This is a genomic window from Rhodococcus sp. (in: high G+C Gram-positive bacteria), assembly GCF_049299235.1.
Classification (GTDB): Bacteria; Actinomycetota; Actinomycetes; order Mycobacteriales; family Mycobacteriaceae; genus Rhodococcus.
The window spans coordinates 1-15,828 of record NZ_JBAQXC010000330.1; the positions used below are offsets into that span (position 1 = coordinate 1).

Genomic DNA, 15,828 nt, shown 5'->3' on the forward strand with positions numbered 1-15,828 from the left:
AAAGCGAAGTGATCGCACCAATATATTATTGGCACTGACATTCATCGGCACACTGTTGAGTTCTCAAAGAACACGCACACACCATCACCACCGAGACACACTCGGCCGCTCCGGGGCAACTGTTCCAACTTAGCAGATCGTCCTAACCGAGTCAAAACTGTGATCCGGTCACGACTTCCACTGAGCCATTCGGGCATATCCGCGACACCACTACTTTCCGAACCTTGCGGTCCGGGTTGGTGTCCCTGTCGCTCGAACGACGACTAAGTTACGCCACAGCTAACGGGCCGTCAAATCCGCAGGTCAACGGCCCGTCAGCGGTAACAATCACGCGTCGTCAGTTGCGCGTCACGCGCACGCCGGCGAAGTTTCTCTTGCCGCGTCGGACGACGAGCCACTGTCCGTGCAGAAGGTCCGACTCGGCCGGCGTCCACTCCTCGTCGGAGATGCGGCCGTTGTTGACGGACGCGCCGCCTTCCTTCACAGCACGCCGCGCCGCACCCTTGCTCTCACAGAGCCCGGTCGCCACGAGCAAGTCGACGATCGTCGACGACGCGCCGTCGCGAACCTCGGCGATCGACGCCTCCGCGAGCGCCGCCGCGAGGGTGCCCTCGTCGAGGCCGGTGAGCTCCGCCCGGCCGAACAGGGCCCGGCTCGCCAGCTCGACGGCACGGGTGTTCTCCTCGCCGTGCACCAGCGTCGTCATCTCGGCCGCGAGCCGGCGCTGAGCTTCGCGCGCCTGAGGCCGTTCCGTGGTCGCGACCTCGAGATCGGCGAGCTCTCGCTGATCGAGGAAGGTGAACCAGCGCAGGTACTTGATCACGTCGGCGTCGCCGGTGTTCACGAAGTACTGGTACCAGGCGTACGGCGTGGTCATGTCCGGATCGAGCCACAGGCTGCCCCCGCCGGTAGACTTGCCGAACTTCTTGCCGTCGGCGGAGGTCACCAGCGGAACAGTGAGCGCGTGCACCGATTCGCCGTCCGTGCGTCGGTTCAGTTCGACACCCGCAATGATGTTGCCCCACTGGTCGGAGCCGCCGACCTGAAGCGTGCAGCCGTACGTGCGGCGCAGTTCGACGAAGTCGTTGGCCTGCAGAAGCATGTAGCTGAACTCCGCATACGAGATGCCGTCGCCGTCGAGTCGACGCTTGACGGTGTCGCGCGCGAGCATCACGTTGACCGAGAAGTGCTTGCCGATTCCGCGCAGGAAGTCGATTGCACCGAGGTTTCCGGTCCAGTCCAGATTGTTCGCTACCACGGCACCGGTCGGTGAATCGTCGAAGTCGACGAACCGCTCGAGTTGGCTGCGAATCCGCTCGGACCACTCGGCGACGGTATCTGCGGAGTTCATCGTCCGCTCCCCCACATCTCGTGGATCGCCGATCATTCCGGTGGCTCCACCTGCGAGAACGATCGGGCGGTGGCCGGCTCGCTGGAATCGTTTGAGGGCGAGGAGCGGGACGAGATGTCCGGCGTGCAGGCTCGGCCCGGTCGGGTCGAATCCGGCATACAACGTGATCGGCCCCGCGTCGAGATCACGGCGCAGCGCGTCGATATCCGTCGATTGGGCGATCAGCCCGCGCCAGGTCAGTTCGTCGAGAATGTGCTCAGTCACCGTTCGATCATCCCATCCGCCGATCGGCGGTCGGCGCACGTGGGCTGCGCCGGTACGCCGAGACACCGACCGATCCTGGTATCCACAGCCTCCACGGTCTGTCGGCAGCCCGACTGATTCCGACGCGCGGACCGGACGCCACCCGGGCCGGCGGAGCGGCCGCGCCGAGGACGAGACGAACACGCGCCTCTGCGGAGAACACGTCAACACCGTTGTCCGCGAGTGTCAGGCCGAGCGCTTCCGCGAGATTCCCCGGACCCTTCGCAAGATTCGGGGCCGCGATACCTGGGGTTCGGCGCGCGCGGACAATGTCGGTTCCCGACGCCACCTGCGCCCCCCGCAGCAAGACAGCTCCCGCCACCCCGTCGGCGCCGATCGAGATGTTCGCGCAGTGATGGAGCCCGTAACTTCGATACACGTACAAATGCCCGGCGGGGCCGTACATGACGGCGTTGCGCGTGGTGCAGCCACGATACGAATGCGCGGCCGGGTCCGGCCACGGTCCGCCGTCGGGTCCGCCGTACGCCTCGACTTCGCTGATACGCAGCGCGACGTCGCCGACGCGAATGATCGCGCCGAGCAACGCGCGGGCACCCGCGACCGGATCGGCCGCGGCAAGCAGTTCCCGCGAGCTGGCGTCGTCGCAGATCAGTCGGTCAGTCCTGGGTCCAGCCGGCGACCCCGCGCGCGGCATAGTCGTCGGCTTCGGCGTCGGTGACATCGCGGGCCTCGTCGACGAGCAGGACGGGAATACCGTTCTCGATCGGGTAGGCGCGCCGCAACCGAGGGTTGTAGAGAACCGAATCATCCACGAGGAGCAACGGCCCCTTGTCCTGCGGGCAGGCCAGGATGCTCAACAGCGTGGGGTCGACAGCCACCGTTGTCCCTCTCGAAGTGCGATGTGCGAACCGGATCAGGCTACCGTGCAGCCGAACCGGTACCGACGATGCCCGACCCCAGTCGTGCCGCGACCGCTTTGGTGAGCCGCTTGTAGGTTCCGGTCTCGGCATCTGCGTACCAGGACCGCACGGTCGGTCGCGGCAATCCCTGCGCCCGCAGCGTGTCCGCGACGGGCCTGAACGAGGGGCCGAGTGGGATGTCCGGCACCACGTGGACGACATCGGGTCGCTCGGAAGGTGGCAGCACGTCGAGCGCCGCGGTGATCTCGAGGGCGGTCGGCGCCGCGTTCTCCCTCAGTGTGCACGCGGCGACGGCGAGGTCCGCCTCGCCTGCGTGCACGTCATAGGCGACGACGAGCGCGACTCGCGGCAGTGCGCCGAGTGCGTCGACGACCGGCTGCGCGTAGACGGGTCCGTGGGCGGTGAGGATGACGGTCCGCTTGTTGTCGAGCAGCCAATAGTCGCCGTCCGCATCACGCCGGAACAGGTTCTCGGTGGGTATCCACGCATCACCGGCTTCGAACACACCACGCATCACGCCGGCGGAGAGATCTGCCGTCGAGCTCTGGCGTCCGAGCAGCAATCCCACTTCTCCGGGTGTGCTTTCCCGGACGAAGCCTCGTTCGTCCTCGAGGAATCGTCGGCCGGCGGGATCGTAGGCGGCCAGCCGGACATCGGTACTGCCGGGCAGTGGCCGCCCCTTCGCGCCGACCTTGGCGCCGGAGACGTTCGCGAGCACGATTGCTCCCTCGGTGGACGCGTAGAACTCGAGTACCTGTGCGGGTGCGAATCGTTCCATGGTGCGGCGCCACAGTCCGGGTGTCATGCCGGACCCGATGAACAGACGCACCGGATGGCTGTCGTCGATGTGCAGCGACGGACTGTCGAGGATGTCGCGCATCATCGACCAGGTGTAGGTGACGACAGTGACGCCGTAGCGGTGTACCTCGTCGCTGAATCGTGCAGGGTCCAGTCCCCGGGACAGCGCGATGCGGGATCCGCCTGCGAGCGCACCACCGAAGCTCACCAGAAGGCCCGACGAGTGATGCAGGGGCGCAAGGCAATACACGGTGTCTCCGCGACCGAGCGCGGCGGCGGTCGCGGTGCCGAACGCGGACAGTGCCCACCTGTGGTTGGTGATGAGCTTCATCTCGAGCGAGTCGCCGTGACCGGTGAACAGGATGAAGGCGAGTTCGCGGGCCGTTCCGGGGTTCGGTACGTACCACCCCGGCAACTCCACCGTGGTGACGTCGAGGCGTTCCAGATCGACGACGTCGGAGCCGGGTTCGACGTCGATGTCGCGGACGTCGCCGCCGCCGAGGACGAGTGCGGGCAGACCTGCCGCCACCGTGGTCGCGAGGTTCTCCGGGTCGGTGACGATTTTCTCGACGGTGCCCCGCCGCAATGTCTCCTCCAGGTCCGGACCGGGCGGCAACAGCACCGACACACCACCGATGCGGGAGATCGCGGCGAGCGCGGCCATGGCACTGGGGCGTGTCTCCATGAGCACGCCGACGTGCATGCCCGGGCGGACACCGCAGTGGATCAGGCCGCGTACGACGTTGTCGATGCGTCGGTTGACGGCCGCGTACGTGTAGACCCGGTCCTCGAAGATGTAACTTTCGCGGTCCGGGACTTTGCGTTCCTGTTCCGCGAGGAGGCTTCCGACGGAGATCCGGGTGTGCGGTTGGATCTGACCGAGCCGCGCCAGCCGCGGGAGTGCCCGTGCGGCTTCCTCGGACAGTTCTCGCGCACCGCGAATGGTGCCGGCAGCGATCTCCGCGATTCCTCTACTCACCTGGACGCCGACTTCCGCGATGGTGGTGACGGTGTGGGTCAGCCTGCTGGTGACGGACACTCCTGTCTCGCCCTCGGCGTGCGGTTCGGGAACTGCCATCGGGACGATACCGATCGGGCGATCCCCCTGCTTTTCGCGCCACAGCACCCATTCGCCGACGGCGGGCCACGTGTGCTGCGCCGCTACCGATCCCACGACCAGTCCGAAATGACCCGCGCGCAAGAGGTATTCATATACTTCAGCGCGCGGGGCGGACCTGCGGATGCCACGGACCGCGAGGGGCTGGCCGATGTCGTCGACCTCGCCGACGAACGCGAGGACGGGGCAGGTGATGTCTGCGAGGGTGACCGGCCGGTCGTTGATGACGAACCCGCCGCTGACCATGCGGTTGTGCGCGACGAACTGACGCAGCAGGTCTGCGACCGCGGGGCCCGACCATGCCACCCAGCCGTCGGTGTCGAGGAACCTGCGTTGCGGTTCGCGTGGCAGCAGCGCTTCGCGGTCGTGCAGTTGCATGACGAACTCGGCGCGGGCGCGCACGGTCTTGATCGGATCGAGGAACTGGAAGCCGGTGCGGGCCATCCACCCGGTGATGGCCATCCGGTTGAAGACGTGATCGGCGAGGAAGTCCGCACCGCGGACCGCGACGGCATCCGGGATACCCAGCGGCAGTGCCGCCAGGGTGTCGACGGGACTGCCGAACGTGACCAGGCTCGCGATGTTCCGGCTACGCCGGTATGCCGCGGCCTGATAGCAGAACATGCCGCCCTGGGAGTACCCGGCGAGGTGAATGTCGTGTCCGGTGTACTCGCGCACCCGGTCGACGATCTCGTCGAGAGCGACGATGTGGTCGGTGAGGGTGCGCTGCCAACCGCCTTCCTCCTGATCCGGAGACCCGAAATCGACGACCCACGGATCGAGTCCGACGGCGTGCAGCATTCCGACAGCGCCCGCGTCCCGCGTCACGTCGTACAGATCCGCCGACATCATCATCGGCGGAACCAACACGATCGGTATCCCCGAATCCGCGGTATCGGACTCCGGGAAGTAACGACGCAAGCGATACATCGGAGTTCGTGCGACAACTTGGAACGGCGACGGTGTCGCACCCGTCTCCAGGCCACCGAAGCGAAGCACTTCGAGCCCGTTCTGCGCCGTCGCCACCATGCGGCGCAGCGGCCCCATCACCGATTCACTTCCGAGTCCCACGAACTGCATCCCATCCGCCGCGCGTTTCGCCATTCGACCTGTCCGGCATTTCAGCCTACCACACGTTCTGCACACCACAGGCCGGTTCGAAATACAGTGTGCGTCACACCTGTGTGCGTCACACCTGTGTGCGTCACACCCTGCATCGTTCGAACCGGCCTGTGGTGATCGGTCAGGAGCCGGACCGGCTCCTCAGATCCTGCGCCGTCGCACGGACCCGGGCAAGCTGCTCGACGACACGCGCCCCCGCGGTGCCGCCGCGCGCATCGCGCGACGCAATGGACCCTTCCACGGTGAGCACCTCCCGCACCTGCGGGGTGAGGGCTGGATCGACCGCGGCGAGTTCCTCGTCGGTGAGGTCGTCGAGTCCGACGCCCCGGCCTTCGGCGACCTTGACGCAGGCACCGGCCGCCTCGTGCGCGACCCGGAACGGCACGCCCTGGCGCACCATCCACTCGGCGATGTCCGTGGCGAGGGTGAACCCGGCGGGTGCGAGTTGCGCCATCCGGTCGGTGTGGAATGTCAGCGTCGCGATCAGGCCGGTGATCGCCGGGAGCAGCAGTTCGAGCTGCGCCACCGAATCGAACACCGGTTCCTTGTCCTCCTGCAGGTCACGGTTGTACGCGAGCGGCTGCGCTTTGAGGGTTGCGAGGAGGCCGGTGACGTTGCCGATGAGACGCCCGGCCTTGCCGCGGGTGAGTTCGGACACGTCCGGGTTCTTCTTCTGCGGCATGATCGACGAGCCGGTGGACCACTCGTCGGCGAGGGTGATGTACCCGAACTCCGGGGTGCTCCACAGGATCACCTCCTCCGCCATGCGGGACAGGTCGACCGCGATCATCGCGAACACGAACGCGGCCTCGGCCGCGAAGTCCCGCGAGCTGGTCGCGTCGATCGAGTTGTCGGCGGCCGAGTCGAAGTCCAGCTCGGCGGCGATCGCGTCGGGGTCGAGCCCGAGCGACGACCCGGCGAGCGCACCGGACCCGTACGGGGACACTGCGGCACGCTTGTCGAAATCGTGCAGGCGCTGCACGTCACGCAGCAGCGGGTGTGCGTGCGCGAGCAGGTGATGCGCGAGCAGAACCGGTTGTGCGGCCTGCAGGTGCGTCTTGCCCGGCATGACCGCCTGCGGGTGGGCGGCGGCCTGGCCGGCGATCGCGTCGACGACATCGAGCACACCGTCACAGATGCGCCGCGCGGCGTCGCGCAGCCACATCCGGAACAGCGTAGCGACCTGGTCGTTGCGGGACCGGCCCGCGCGCAGGCGGCCACCGACGTCCGGTCCGACCCGGTCGATGAGTCCGCGTTCGAGGGCACCGTGGACGTCTTCGTCGGATTCGGCGGGAACGAACGTGCCGGAGGCGACGTCGGTGGCGAGCCGATCGAGCCCGTCGAGCATGGTGGCGAGGTCGCCGTCGCTGAGCAGTCCGGCCCGGTGCAGGACCTTCGCGTGTGCCTGGGAGGCGCGCACATCGTACGGGGCGAGGACCCAGTCGAAGTGGGTGGATTTGCTCAGCGCGGCCATGGCGGCGGCCGGTCCGGTTGCGAACCGGCCACCCCACAGGGCGCCTTCGTTGGTGCCGTGAGGGTCCTGGCTGGTCATGATCGCTACAGGCCCAGGTCGCGCTTGGCGGCGACCTTCGACGACAGGCCGTGGATCTGCACGAAACCCTTGGCGTTGGACTGGTCGAAGCTGTCGCCTTCGTCGTAGGTGGCGAGGTTGAAGTCGTACAGCGATTCGGGGCTGCGGCGGCCGTTGACGGTGATGTGCCCGCCGTGCATCGACATGCGGATGTCACCGGTGACGCGCTGCTGGGTCTGTGCGATGAACGCGTCGAGCGCGTACTTCAGCGGCGAGAACCACAGGCCGTCGTACACCAGCTCGCTCCAGCGCTCCTCGACGCGACGCTTGTAGCGGCCGAGTTCGCGCTCGAGGGTGACGTGCTCGAGTTCCTGGTGCGCGGTGATCAGGGCGATGGCGCCGGGTGCCTCGTAGATCTCGCGGCTCTTGATGCCGACGAGGCGGTCCTCGACCATGTCGAGGCGGCCGACGCCCTGGGCTCCGGCACGCTGGTTGAGCTGCTGGATCGCCTCGAGGACGGTGACGTGCTTGCCGTCGATGGCGACGGGCTTGCCTGCCTCGAAGCTGACGATCAGTTCGTCAGGGGCCTGCCAGTTGAGGGTGGGGTCCTCGGTGTAGTCGTAGACGTCCTTGGTCGGGGCGTTCCACAGGTCTTCGAGGAAGCCGGTTTCGACGGCGCGGCCCCACACGTTCTGGTCGATGGAGAACGGCGACTTCTTGCTGACGTTGATCGGCAGGTTGTGTTCGCCGGCGAAGGCGATGGCCTTCTCGCGGGTCCACGCGTAGTCGCGGACCGGGGCGATGACCCGCAGGTCGGGGGCGAGAGCACCGAAGCCGACCTCGAAACGCACCTGGTCGTTGCCCTTGCCGGTGCAGCCGTGCGAGACGATGGTGCCGCCGTGTTCGCGGGCGGCCTGCACGATGTGCTTGACGATCAACGGGCGGCTGATCGCAGACACCAGCGGGTAGCGGTCCATGTACAGGGCGTTGGCCTGGACGGTGGGCAGGCAGTACTCGTTCGCGAACTCGTCCTTGGCGTCGATCACGACGGACTCGACGGCACCGCAGTCGAGGGCACGTTGACGCACAACCTCCATGTCTTCGCCGCCCTGGCCGAGATCGATGGCGACGGCGACGACCTCCTTGCCGGTCTCCTTGCCGATCCAGCTGATGGCAACGGAGGTGTCCAGCCCGCCCGAGTAGGCGAGTACGACGCGATCGGCCATTGTTCTTGCGCTCCTTCTTGTTCGACTGACGTCAATGGGTAGTAGTTCAGGCGAGTGATTCGATTTTTGCGGCCAGTTCGGCCCCCGTCATCGGCTCCCGTGCGATCACCGCGATGGTGTCGTCGCCGGCGATCGTGCCGACCACCTCAGGTAATGATGCCCGATCGAGTGCACTGGCCAGATAGTGCGCTGCCCCGGGGGGTGTGCGCAGCACCGCGAGGTTGCCGCTGCAGTCGGTGGAGACGAGCAGTTCGCCGAGGAGCCGGGACAGCCGGTCGGTGCCTCCGGACACCCCGCGGACGGGGCTTCCGTCTTCCGGGACGACGTACACGCCGGCTCCCCCGTCGGCGGCGCGAAGTTTGACCGCGCCGAGTTCTTCGAGGTCGCGAGAGAGGGTGGCGGTGGAGACCTCGATGCCCTCGTCGGCGAGCAGCGCGGCGAGTTCGGTGTGGCTGCGCACCTCGCGGGTGGCGACGAGCGTGGTGATCCGTGCCTGCCGCGCCGCGCGCGTCGGGGCGGCGGACGCGGCGCTGCGGTCCGCACCGTCTGCTCGATTCGCGGCGGTGCTCACGGTCAGTTCTCCTGCTGCTCGAGCAACCACACGAGCAGCGCCTTCTGCGCGTGCAGGCGGTTCTCGGCTTCGTCCCACACGACGGCGCGGGGTCCGTCCAGGATGTCGGCGGTGATCTCGCGGCCTCGGTAGGCGGGCAGGCAGTGCAGCACGATGGAGTCGGGTTTCGACAGGGCGAGCAGGTCGGCGTTGACTTGGAACGGGCGGAACACCGAGTCGCGGTCGAGTCCGTCGTCTTCCTGTCCCATCGACACCCAGGTGTCGGTGACGAGCACGTCGGCGCCGGTCGCGGCGGCGCGTGGGTCGTCGGTGACGGTGACACTGCCGCCGGTGTCCGCGGCACGTGCGCGGCTCGCGTCGACGACGTCGGGGTCGGGCAGGAATCCGGTCGGGGAGGCGATGGTGACGTGCATGCCTGCGGTGACCCCGCCGAGCATCAGCGAGTGCGCCATGTTGTTGGCGCCGTCGCCGAAGTACGCCATGGACAGGCCGGCCGTGCTGCCCTTGTGTTCGCGAATGGTCTGCAGGTCGGCGAGCACCTGGCAGGGGTGGAAGGTGTCGGTGAGCGCGTTGACGACGGGCACCGTGGAGTGTTCGGCGAGCGCTTCGATGCGGTCCTGGCCGTAGGTGCGCCACACCACGGCTTCGGTGAAGCGGGAGAAGACCCGGGCGGTGTCCTCGAGGGTTTCGCCCTTGCCGATTTGGGTGGAGCCGGCGTCGACGACGATCGGGTGACCGCCGAGTTGGGCGATGCCCGCGTCGAACGAGAAGCGGGTGCGGGTGGAGGTCTTGTCGAAGAGGACGGCGACGCTGTACGGCCCTTCGAGGGGCCGCCGGGACAGCGGCGCCTTCTTGAGTTCGGCGGCGAGATCGAGGATCTGTGCCTGTTCGGCGGGTGTGACGTCGTCGTCCCGCAGGAAGTGCCTGACCATGGGTTAGTTCGTTCCTTCCTGCTGGGCCGTGTCGAGGATCGCGGGGAGCGCGGCGATGAATCCGTCGGCTTGCTGCTCGCTGAGGATCAGCGGCGGCGCGAGCCGGATGACGTCGGGTGCGGCGCCGTTGACGAGGTAGCCGGCGTCGCGTGCGGCGGCCTCGACCGCGGCGGACCGGGGTTCGGCCAGGACGATGCCGAGGAGCAGTCCGGAGCCGCGGACGCGGTCGACGAGGGGGTGGCCGAGTTCTTCGATGCCGGTGGCGAGGTGCTTGCCGACGGAGTCGACGTGGTCGAGCAGGTTCTGTTCGTCGATGGTGCGGAGCACCGCGAGTGCGGCGGCGGCGCAGACCGGGTTGCCGCCGAAGGTGGTGCCGTGTTTGCCGGGTTGGAACAGTTCGGCGGCGGGGCCGGTGGCGATGACCGCTCCGATGGGCAGGCCACCGCCGAGGCCCTTGGCGAGGGTCATCACGTCGGGGACGATCCCGGCAGCCTGGTGTGCGAAGAAGGTGCCGGTGCGGGCGATACCGGTCTGCACTTCGTCGAGGACGAGCAGTGCACCCTTCGCGGTGGTGATGCGCCGGGCCGCGGCGAGGTAATCCTCGGGTGGTACGACGACACCGGATTCGCCCATGATCGGTTCGAGGAACACGGCGGCGGTGTCCTCGTCGACGGCGGCCTCGAGGGCTGCGGCGTCACCGTAGGGCACGAATTCGACGCCGGCGGGCATCGGTTCGAACGGTGCGCGCTTGTCGGGCTGGCCGGTCAGGGCGAGCGCACCCATGGTGCGTCCGTGGAAGGCCTTCTCCGCGGCGATGATCTTGGGCCGGCCGGTGAGCCGCGCGATCTTGAAAGCCGCTTCGTTGGCTTCGGTGCCGGAGTTGCAGAAGAAGGCGCGTCCTTCGTGTCCGAAATGTGCGAGGAGCCGTTCGGCGAGTTCGAGTACCGGCGGGGAGGCGTACAGGTTCGACACGTGGCCGAGCTGATCGAGCTGCGTGGTCACGGCGTCGATGATCGCCGGGTGCCGGTGGCCGAGGCTGTTGACGGCGATGCCGCCGAGCAGGTCGAGGTATTGCTTGCCGTCGGCGTCGGTGACGACGGCGCCGTCGCCGGAGACGAGCGCAACCTTCGGCACGCCGTAGTTGTGCATGAGCGAATGCGCCCAGCGTTGCTGCAGATCCGAGGTGCCGGTCATGCGTTTCCTTCCTTACCGGGAACGACCATGGTGCCGATGCCTTCCTGGGTGAACAGTTCGAGCAGGACGGAATGGGGTTGGCGGCCGTCGATGACGTGCGCGGTGGGGACGCCACCGTGCACGGCGCGCAGGCACGCTTCCATCTTCGGGACCATCCCCGCGTCGAGGGACGGCAGCAGGGCGGCCAGGGCGGCGGTGTCGATCTGTGAGGTCAGGGAGTCGCGGTCGGGCCAAGCGGTGTAGAGGCCTTCGACGTCGGTGAGGACGACGAGTTTCTCGGCGCCGAGGGCTTCGGCGAGCGCGGCTGCGGCGGTGTCGGCGTTGATGTTGTGTACGACTCCGTCGGCGTCGGGCGCGATGGTCGACACGACGGGGATGCGTCCGGCGGCGATGAGGTCGAGGACGGCGGCGGGGTCGACGGTGGTGACGTCGCCGACGAGGCCGATGTCGGTGTCGGTGCCGTCGACGACGACGGTGCGGCGGGTAGCGGTGAACAGCCGGGCGTCCTCACCGGAGATGCCGACGGCGAACGGGCCGTGACTGTTGATGAGGCCGACGAGTTCGCGACCGACCTGGCCGAACAGGACCATCCGCACGATGTCCATGACCTCGGGGGTGGTGACGCGGAAGCCGCCACGGAACTCACCGTCCATGCCGAGCCGCTTCAGCATCGCGTTGATCTGTGGTCCACCGCCGTGCACGACCACCGGATGGATGCCGACGGTGCGCAGGAACGCCATGTCGGCGGCGAACGCCGATTTGAGGTCGTCGTCGATCATCGCGTTGCCGCCGTACTTGACGACGACGATCTTGTCGCGGAACTTCTGCAGCCATGGCAGCGCTTCGGCCAGCACGAATGCCTTCTGGTGCGCGGTGAGGCCGGCGATGAGGTCGTCGGTCACGTCGTCTCCCATCCTGTTCTGCGCTGCGCTCTGTGCTGTCACGACGAGTACGCCGAGTTCTCTTCGACGTACGCGTGGGACAGGTCGGTGGTGCGGATGGAGACCTCGGCGTCGCCGATGCCGAGGTCGATGTCGAGAGCGATGTCGATGCCGGACAGGTCCACGTCGCGGGCGCCCGGCGCGCCGACCCCGTCGATGCAGACGGGGCTGCCGTTGAACCGCACCGAGATCGTGTTCGGGTCGAGTTCGATCGGGGCGATGCCGATGGCGGCCAAGACGCGGCCCCAGTTCGGGTCGGAACCGAACAATGCGGTTTTGACGAGGCTGTCGCGGGCGACGGTGCGGGCGCCGACGAGGGCGTCGCCTTCGGTGGCGGCACCGCGGACGGTGACGGTGACGCGTTTGGTGACGCCTTCGGCGTCGGCCATCATCTGATCGGCGAGACTGTCGCACACGGCGAGGACCGCCGCGTTCAGTTCGTCCTGTGTGGGGGTGACACCGCTGGCACCGGAGGCGAGCAGCAGCACGGTGTCGTTGGTCGAGGTGGCACCGTCGACGTCGAGTCGGTCGAAGGTCCGGCTGGTGGCCTGGCGCAGCGCCTCGTCGAGATGGGCTGCGGTCGCGACCGCGTCGGTGGTGAGGACGACCAGCATTGTGGCGAGGGCGGGGGCGAGCATGCCTGCGCCCTTGCCCATGCCGCCGACGTTCCATTTGTCGAGGTGGTGGAGTGCGGCCTGCTTCGGGACGGTGTCGGTGGTCATGATCGCGTAGGCGGCGTCGGTACCCCCGGAAATGCCACCGGCGAGTTCGTGGACGATCTCCTGTACACCGGCGAGTACCTTGTCCATGGGCAGTCGGTCGCCGATCAGGCCGGTGGAGCACACCGCGACTTCCCCGGCGCCGGTGTCGGTTCCCCAGTTGCTCAACGCGTCGGCGAGGGCCTCGGCGGTCGCGTGGGTGTCCTGGAAGCCACCCGGCCCGGTGCACGCGTTGGCGCCGCCGGAGTTGAGGACGACCGCGCGCAGCGCACCGGCGGTGAGGACCTGCTGGGACCACAGCACCGGTGCGGCTTTGACCTTGTTGCTGGTGAACACGCCGGCGGCGGCGAGATCGGGGCCTTCGTTGAACACGAGTGCGAGATCCGGGTTGCCGTTGATTTTGATGCCGGCCCGAATTCCGGCGCCACGGAAGCCGGCGGGGGCGGTCACGCCCTGGGTCCGGACGAGTCGGCCACCGGCGATTTTCACGGCGTCGGCGTAGACGTGCTCGGCGTTGGTGTCCGCTGCGGTCGGGGTCGGGTCGGTCACGGTGCTACTCCTACGGTGGACAGGCCGGCGGTTTCGGGGAGGCCGAGCGCGAGGTTCATGGATTGCACCGCGGCTCCGGCGGTGCCCTTGGTGAGGTTGTCGAGGGCGGCGACGACGATCAGCAGGCCCGCGTCGGTGTCGACGGTGACGGCGAGTTGCACGGCATTGGAACCGACCACCGAGCCGGTGGCGGGCAGGACGCCGTCGGGCAGCAGGTGGATGAACGGTTCGTCGCCGTATGCCTTCTCGTACACGGCGCGGGCTTCGGCTGCGGTCGCGGTGGTCGGTGCGGTGCAGGTGGCGAGGATGCCCCTCGGCATGGGTGCGAGGACGGGGGTGAAGGAGACGGTCACGTCGGTGCCGGCGAGGGCGGACAGGTTCTGTTTGATTTCCGGGGTGTGCCGGTGTGCCCCGGCGATGCCGTATGCGCGGACTGAGCCCATCACCTCGGAGCCGAGGAGGTCGACCTTCGGGGATTTGCCTGCGCCGGACGTGCCGGACACGGCGACGATCTGCACCTTCGGTTCGACGATGCCGGCGGCGACCGCCGGGGCGAGCGCGAGCGATGCGGACGTCGGGTAGCAGCCGGGCACGGCGATGCGGGTGGCGCCGACGAGTTGCTCGCGTTTGCCGGGCAGTTCCGGCATGCCGTACGGCCAGGTGCCTGCGTGGTCGCCGCCGTACCAGCGCTGCCAGTCGTCGCTGGATTCGAGCCGGAAGTCGGCGCCGCAGTCGATGACGACGGTGGTGTCGGGCAGTTGTTCGGCGATGATCGCCGAGTGTCCGTGGGGCAGGCCGAGGAAGACGACGTCGTGGCCGGTGAGGGTGGCGATGTCGGTGGCGCCGAGCACGCGGTCGGCGAGCGGCAGCAGGTGGGGATGGAACTCGCGGAGGGTGGCGCCTGCGTTGCCGCCTGCGGTCAGTGCGCCGAAGACGAGGGAGCCGTCGTGGTAGGCGGGATGCGCGAGAAGCAGTCGCAGGACTTCGCCGCCCGCGTAGCCGCTGGCGCCCGCCACCGCGACCCGAATCGGCGACTGCGGCGTCGCCGTGAATGCCGGTGAGTTACCCATACGATTCATTATGCACAGTGATGCAAATGTATTCACCCACGGGTCGCCGGACCGCCCCTGCGCTCCTCCCCCGTCGAGCGAATGTATCGCTGGTCTCATTCAATCGACGGAGCGGCACACTCGCTCAAATGGGTGGGGACGAATCGCCGGTGGACGTCGGGTCAGCGACTCATCGATCGCCGGATCTCCGCGAGTTTGTCCGCGGCCGCCTTCTTCCTATCCTCGAATTCCTCGTCGAGAGTTCGGGCGGGTTCGGAATCTCGCGCCAGTTCCTCCGCGCCCATCGCAGTGCCGAGACGTTTCTCGATCTTGTCCCGGACCGAATCGAAGGTGGGCACGCCACCCTCGGTGTAGCCGGTGATCTCTCCGATCGTCGGTGCGCGAACACCTTCGGCCGGCGTCACGTCCGGCACCACCGGGTCCGGCTCGATCTCCGGCTCCGGTTCGGCGGGCGTCACGTCCGGAATATCCGGTCCGGGCGGAACGTCGGGCACGGTCGGCGATGTCGGTTCGGCCGGCGTCACATCCGGTACCGGCCGATCGGGTTCGGGCGCACGGTCGGGGTCGGTCGGGTCCGTGGTCATGTTTCCAGGCTACGTCGGCCGCGCATCGGGCTGGGATGCGGCCGCGGCGTCACTCATCTCTGTCGCGCTGGTGGCGCGGATCTGGCGCGCGTGCGACGTCGGCCCCGCCGTCGGAACCACGGTGCTGTTCGTCGACCTTCCCGTCCTGGGGACGCTGACACTGGCGCGCCTCATCGGCACGGCGGTGCTGCTCCGGGGTGCCCGGTTCGCGACGGCTCTCGTTCTGACGTCCGTCGCCACCGAGTGGCTGCATCTGTCGATCCGGCACAACCCGGGCGGCAATGACCCGACACCGGTGTGCGAGGACGGAATCCCGGCGTGGTGGCCCGGATGGATCAGGCTCTGACCACAGAGAAGCGGGTGGGCACGCACGCCCCCGACGGTTACGTACGTGCCCACCCGGTTGTCATCCGCGCAGTTGCGCCCCCACCGCAGCCGACGCGGACGCTACAGCGGCGTCACGCGCGGCGCTCGCCTCGTCCTCGGTGAGTGTGCGGTCCGGAGCGCGGAAGCGCAGCGCGAACGCCAGCGACTTGCGACCCTCACCGACCTGGGCGCCTGCGAACACGTCGAACAGGCGCACGTCCTCGAGCAGATCCCCCGCACCCGCGCGCAACGCAGCTTCGACACCGGCCGCGGGCACGGCCGAATCGACGACGACCGCGACATCCTGCAGCACCGGCGGGAACGGTGAGACCACCGGGGCGGGCAACGACTCGACGATCGGCAGTGCATCGAGGTCCAGTTCGAACGCGCAGGTCCGGGCCGGAAGCCCGGCACGTTCGATCACCGCGGGATGCAGCTCACCGGCGTGCCCGACTACCTTCCCGTCGACGAGCAGTTCGGCGCAGCGACCCGGATGCCACGGCAGGTACTGCGCGGCACGCCGTTCAAGCCGCACCCCGGCCGCCGCCGCAACCGTATCGGCCGCGGCGAACG

14 protein-coding genes and 1 pseudogene are annotated in these 15,828 nt (G+C 68.1%); 1 reads left to right on the top strand and 14 read right to left on the bottom strand.

Translation table 11 applies throughout. The features are described from left to right. Positions 1-337: 337 nt before the first annotated feature. The 13 genes from tyrS to WAX14_RS20745 all read right to left on the bottom strand — a co-directional run bounded on the left by tyrS (position 338) and on the right by WAX14_RS20745 (position 14,889). Positions 338-1,615, bottom strand: a complete 1,278-nt coding sequence (gene tyrS / locus WAX14_RS20685) for a tyrosine--tRNA ligase (RefSeq protein WP_422629922.1) — start codon at positions 1,613-1,615, stop codon at positions 338-340. A gap of 7 nt (positions 1,616-1,622) precedes the next feature. After that, positions 1,623-2,309 carry a DNA-3-methyladenine glycosylase gene (locus WAX14_RS20690; protein WP_422629932.1) on the bottom strand — a complete coding sequence of 229 codons (687 nt, stop codon included), beginning with the start codon at positions 2,307-2,309 and terminating at the stop codon, positions 1,623-1,625. After that, positions 2,272-2,493 (bottom strand): Trm112 family protein, encoded by a 222-nt coding sequence (locus tag WAX14_RS20695; protein WP_422629923.1) that lies wholly within the window; start codon positions 2,491-2,493, stop codon positions 2,272-2,274. Before WAX14_RS20695 ends, WAX14_RS20690 begins: the two co-directional genes overlap by 38 nt. Before the next feature lie 40 nt (positions 2,494-2,533). After that, positions 2,534-5,530 (bottom strand): acyl-CoA synthetase, encoded by a 2,997-nt coding sequence (locus WAX14_RS20700; RefSeq protein ID WP_422629933.1) that lies wholly within the window; start codon positions 5,528-5,530, stop codon positions 2,534-2,536. Between the two features lie 163 nt (positions 5,531-5,693). After that, complete coding sequence (gene argH / locus WAX14_RS20705; protein WP_422629924.1) at positions 5,694-7,124, bottom strand: argininosuccinate lyase; 1,431 nt, start codon at positions 7,122-7,124, stop codon at positions 5,694-5,696. A gap of 5 nt (positions 7,125-7,129) precedes the next feature. Next, positions 7,130-8,329, bottom strand: coding sequence for an argininosuccinate synthase (locus tag WAX14_RS20710; RefSeq protein WP_422629925.1), 1,200 nt, complete (start codon positions 8,327-8,329; stop codon positions 7,130-7,132). 46 nt (positions 8,330-8,375) lie between these two features. Continuing rightward, entirely contained in the window at positions 8,376-8,900 is a 525-nt protein-coding gene (locus tag WAX14_RS20715) for an arginine repressor (RefSeq protein ID WP_422629926.1), read from the bottom strand. A gap of 2 nt (positions 8,901-8,902) precedes the next feature. Then, the gene (gene argF, locus WAX14_RS20720) at positions 8,903-9,832 is read right to left on the bottom strand and encodes an ornithine carbamoyltransferase (protein WP_422629927.1); all 930 of its coding nucleotides are present in this window, start codon (positions 9,830-9,832) and stop codon (positions 8,903-8,905) included. Between the two features lie 3 nt (positions 9,833-9,835). Beyond that, complete coding sequence (locus tag WAX14_RS20725) at positions 9,836-11,026, bottom strand: acetylornithine transaminase (RefSeq protein ID WP_422629928.1); 1,191 nt, start codon at positions 11,024-11,026, stop codon at positions 9,836-9,838. Next, complete coding sequence (gene argB, locus WAX14_RS20730) at positions 11,023-11,940, bottom strand: acetylglutamate kinase (protein WP_422629934.1); 918 nt, start codon at positions 11,938-11,940, stop codon at positions 11,023-11,025. Before argB ends, WAX14_RS20725 begins: the two co-directional genes overlap by 4 nt. A gap of 26 nt (positions 11,941-11,966) precedes the next feature. After that, a complete protein-coding gene (argJ, locus tag WAX14_RS20735; protein WP_422629935.1) occupies positions 11,967-13,175 on the bottom strand; it encodes a bifunctional glutamate N-acetyltransferase/amino-acid acetyltransferase ArgJ in 1,209 nt (402 codons plus the stop codon). A 56-nt stretch (positions 13,176-13,231) separates the two neighbouring features. Beyond that, on the bottom strand, positions 13,232-14,305 hold the full coding sequence (gene argC / locus WAX14_RS20740; protein ID WP_422629929.1) for an N-acetyl-gamma-glutamyl-phosphate reductase: 1,074 nt from the start codon (positions 14,303-14,305) through the stop codon (positions 13,232-13,234). 161 nt (positions 14,306-14,466) lie between these two features. Then, positions 14,467-14,889: a hypothetical protein gene (locus tag WAX14_RS20745; RefSeq protein WP_422629930.1), complete on the bottom strand. Its 423-nt coding sequence runs from the start codon at positions 14,887-14,889 to the stop codon at positions 14,467-14,469. Here WAX14_RS20745 and WAX14_RS20750 point away from each other — a divergent pair. Next, on the top strand, positions 14,882-15,235 hold the full coding sequence (locus WAX14_RS20750) for a hypothetical protein (RefSeq protein ID WP_422629931.1): 354 nt from the start codon (positions 14,882-14,884) through the stop codon (positions 15,233-15,235). The genes WAX14_RS20745 and WAX14_RS20750 overlap by 8 nt on opposite strands. A 60-nt stretch (positions 15,236-15,295) precedes the next feature. Here WAX14_RS20750 and WAX14_RS20755 read toward each other — a convergent pair. Continuing rightward, positions 15,296-15,828 (bottom strand): annotated as a pseudogene (locus WAX14_RS20755) (phenylalanine--tRNA ligase subunit beta); the annotation flags it as partial.

Excerpts from the sequence above, each read along its gene's own strand:
- WAX14_RS20690 (WP_422629932.1), bottom strand. The coding sequence starts at position 2,309 with ATGCCGCGCGCGGGGTCGCCGGCTGGACCCAGGACTGACCGACTGATC.
- WAX14_RS20700 (WP_422629933.1), bottom strand. The coding sequence starts at position 5,530 with ATGCAGTTCGTGGGACTCGGAAGTGAATCGGTGATGGGGCCGCTGCGC.
- argH (WP_422629924.1), bottom strand. The coding sequence starts at position 7,124 with ATGACCAGCCAGGACCCTCACGGCACCAACGAAGGCGCCCTGTGGGGT.
- WAX14_RS20710 (WP_422629925.1), bottom strand. The coding sequence starts at position 8,329 with ATGGCCGATCGCGTCGTACTCGCCTACTCGGGCGGGCTGGACACCTCC.
- argF (WP_422629927.1), bottom strand. The coding sequence starts at position 9,832 with ATGGTCAGGCACTTCCTGCGGGACGACGACGTCACACCCGCCGAACAG.
- WAX14_RS20725 (WP_422629928.1), bottom strand. The coding sequence starts at position 11,026 with ATGACCGGCACCTCGGATCTGCAGCAACGCTGGGCGCATTCGCTCATG.
- argB (WP_422629934.1), bottom strand. The coding sequence starts at position 11,940 with ATGGGAGACGACGTGACCGACGACCTCATCGCCGGCCTCACCGCGCAC.
- argC (WP_422629929.1), bottom strand. The coding sequence starts at position 14,305 with ATGGGTAACTCACCGGCATTCACGGCGACGCCGCAGTCGCCGATTCGG.
- WAX14_RS20745 (WP_422629930.1), bottom strand. The coding sequence starts at position 14,889 with ATGACCACGGACCCGACCGACCCCGACCGTGCGCCCGAACCCGATCGG.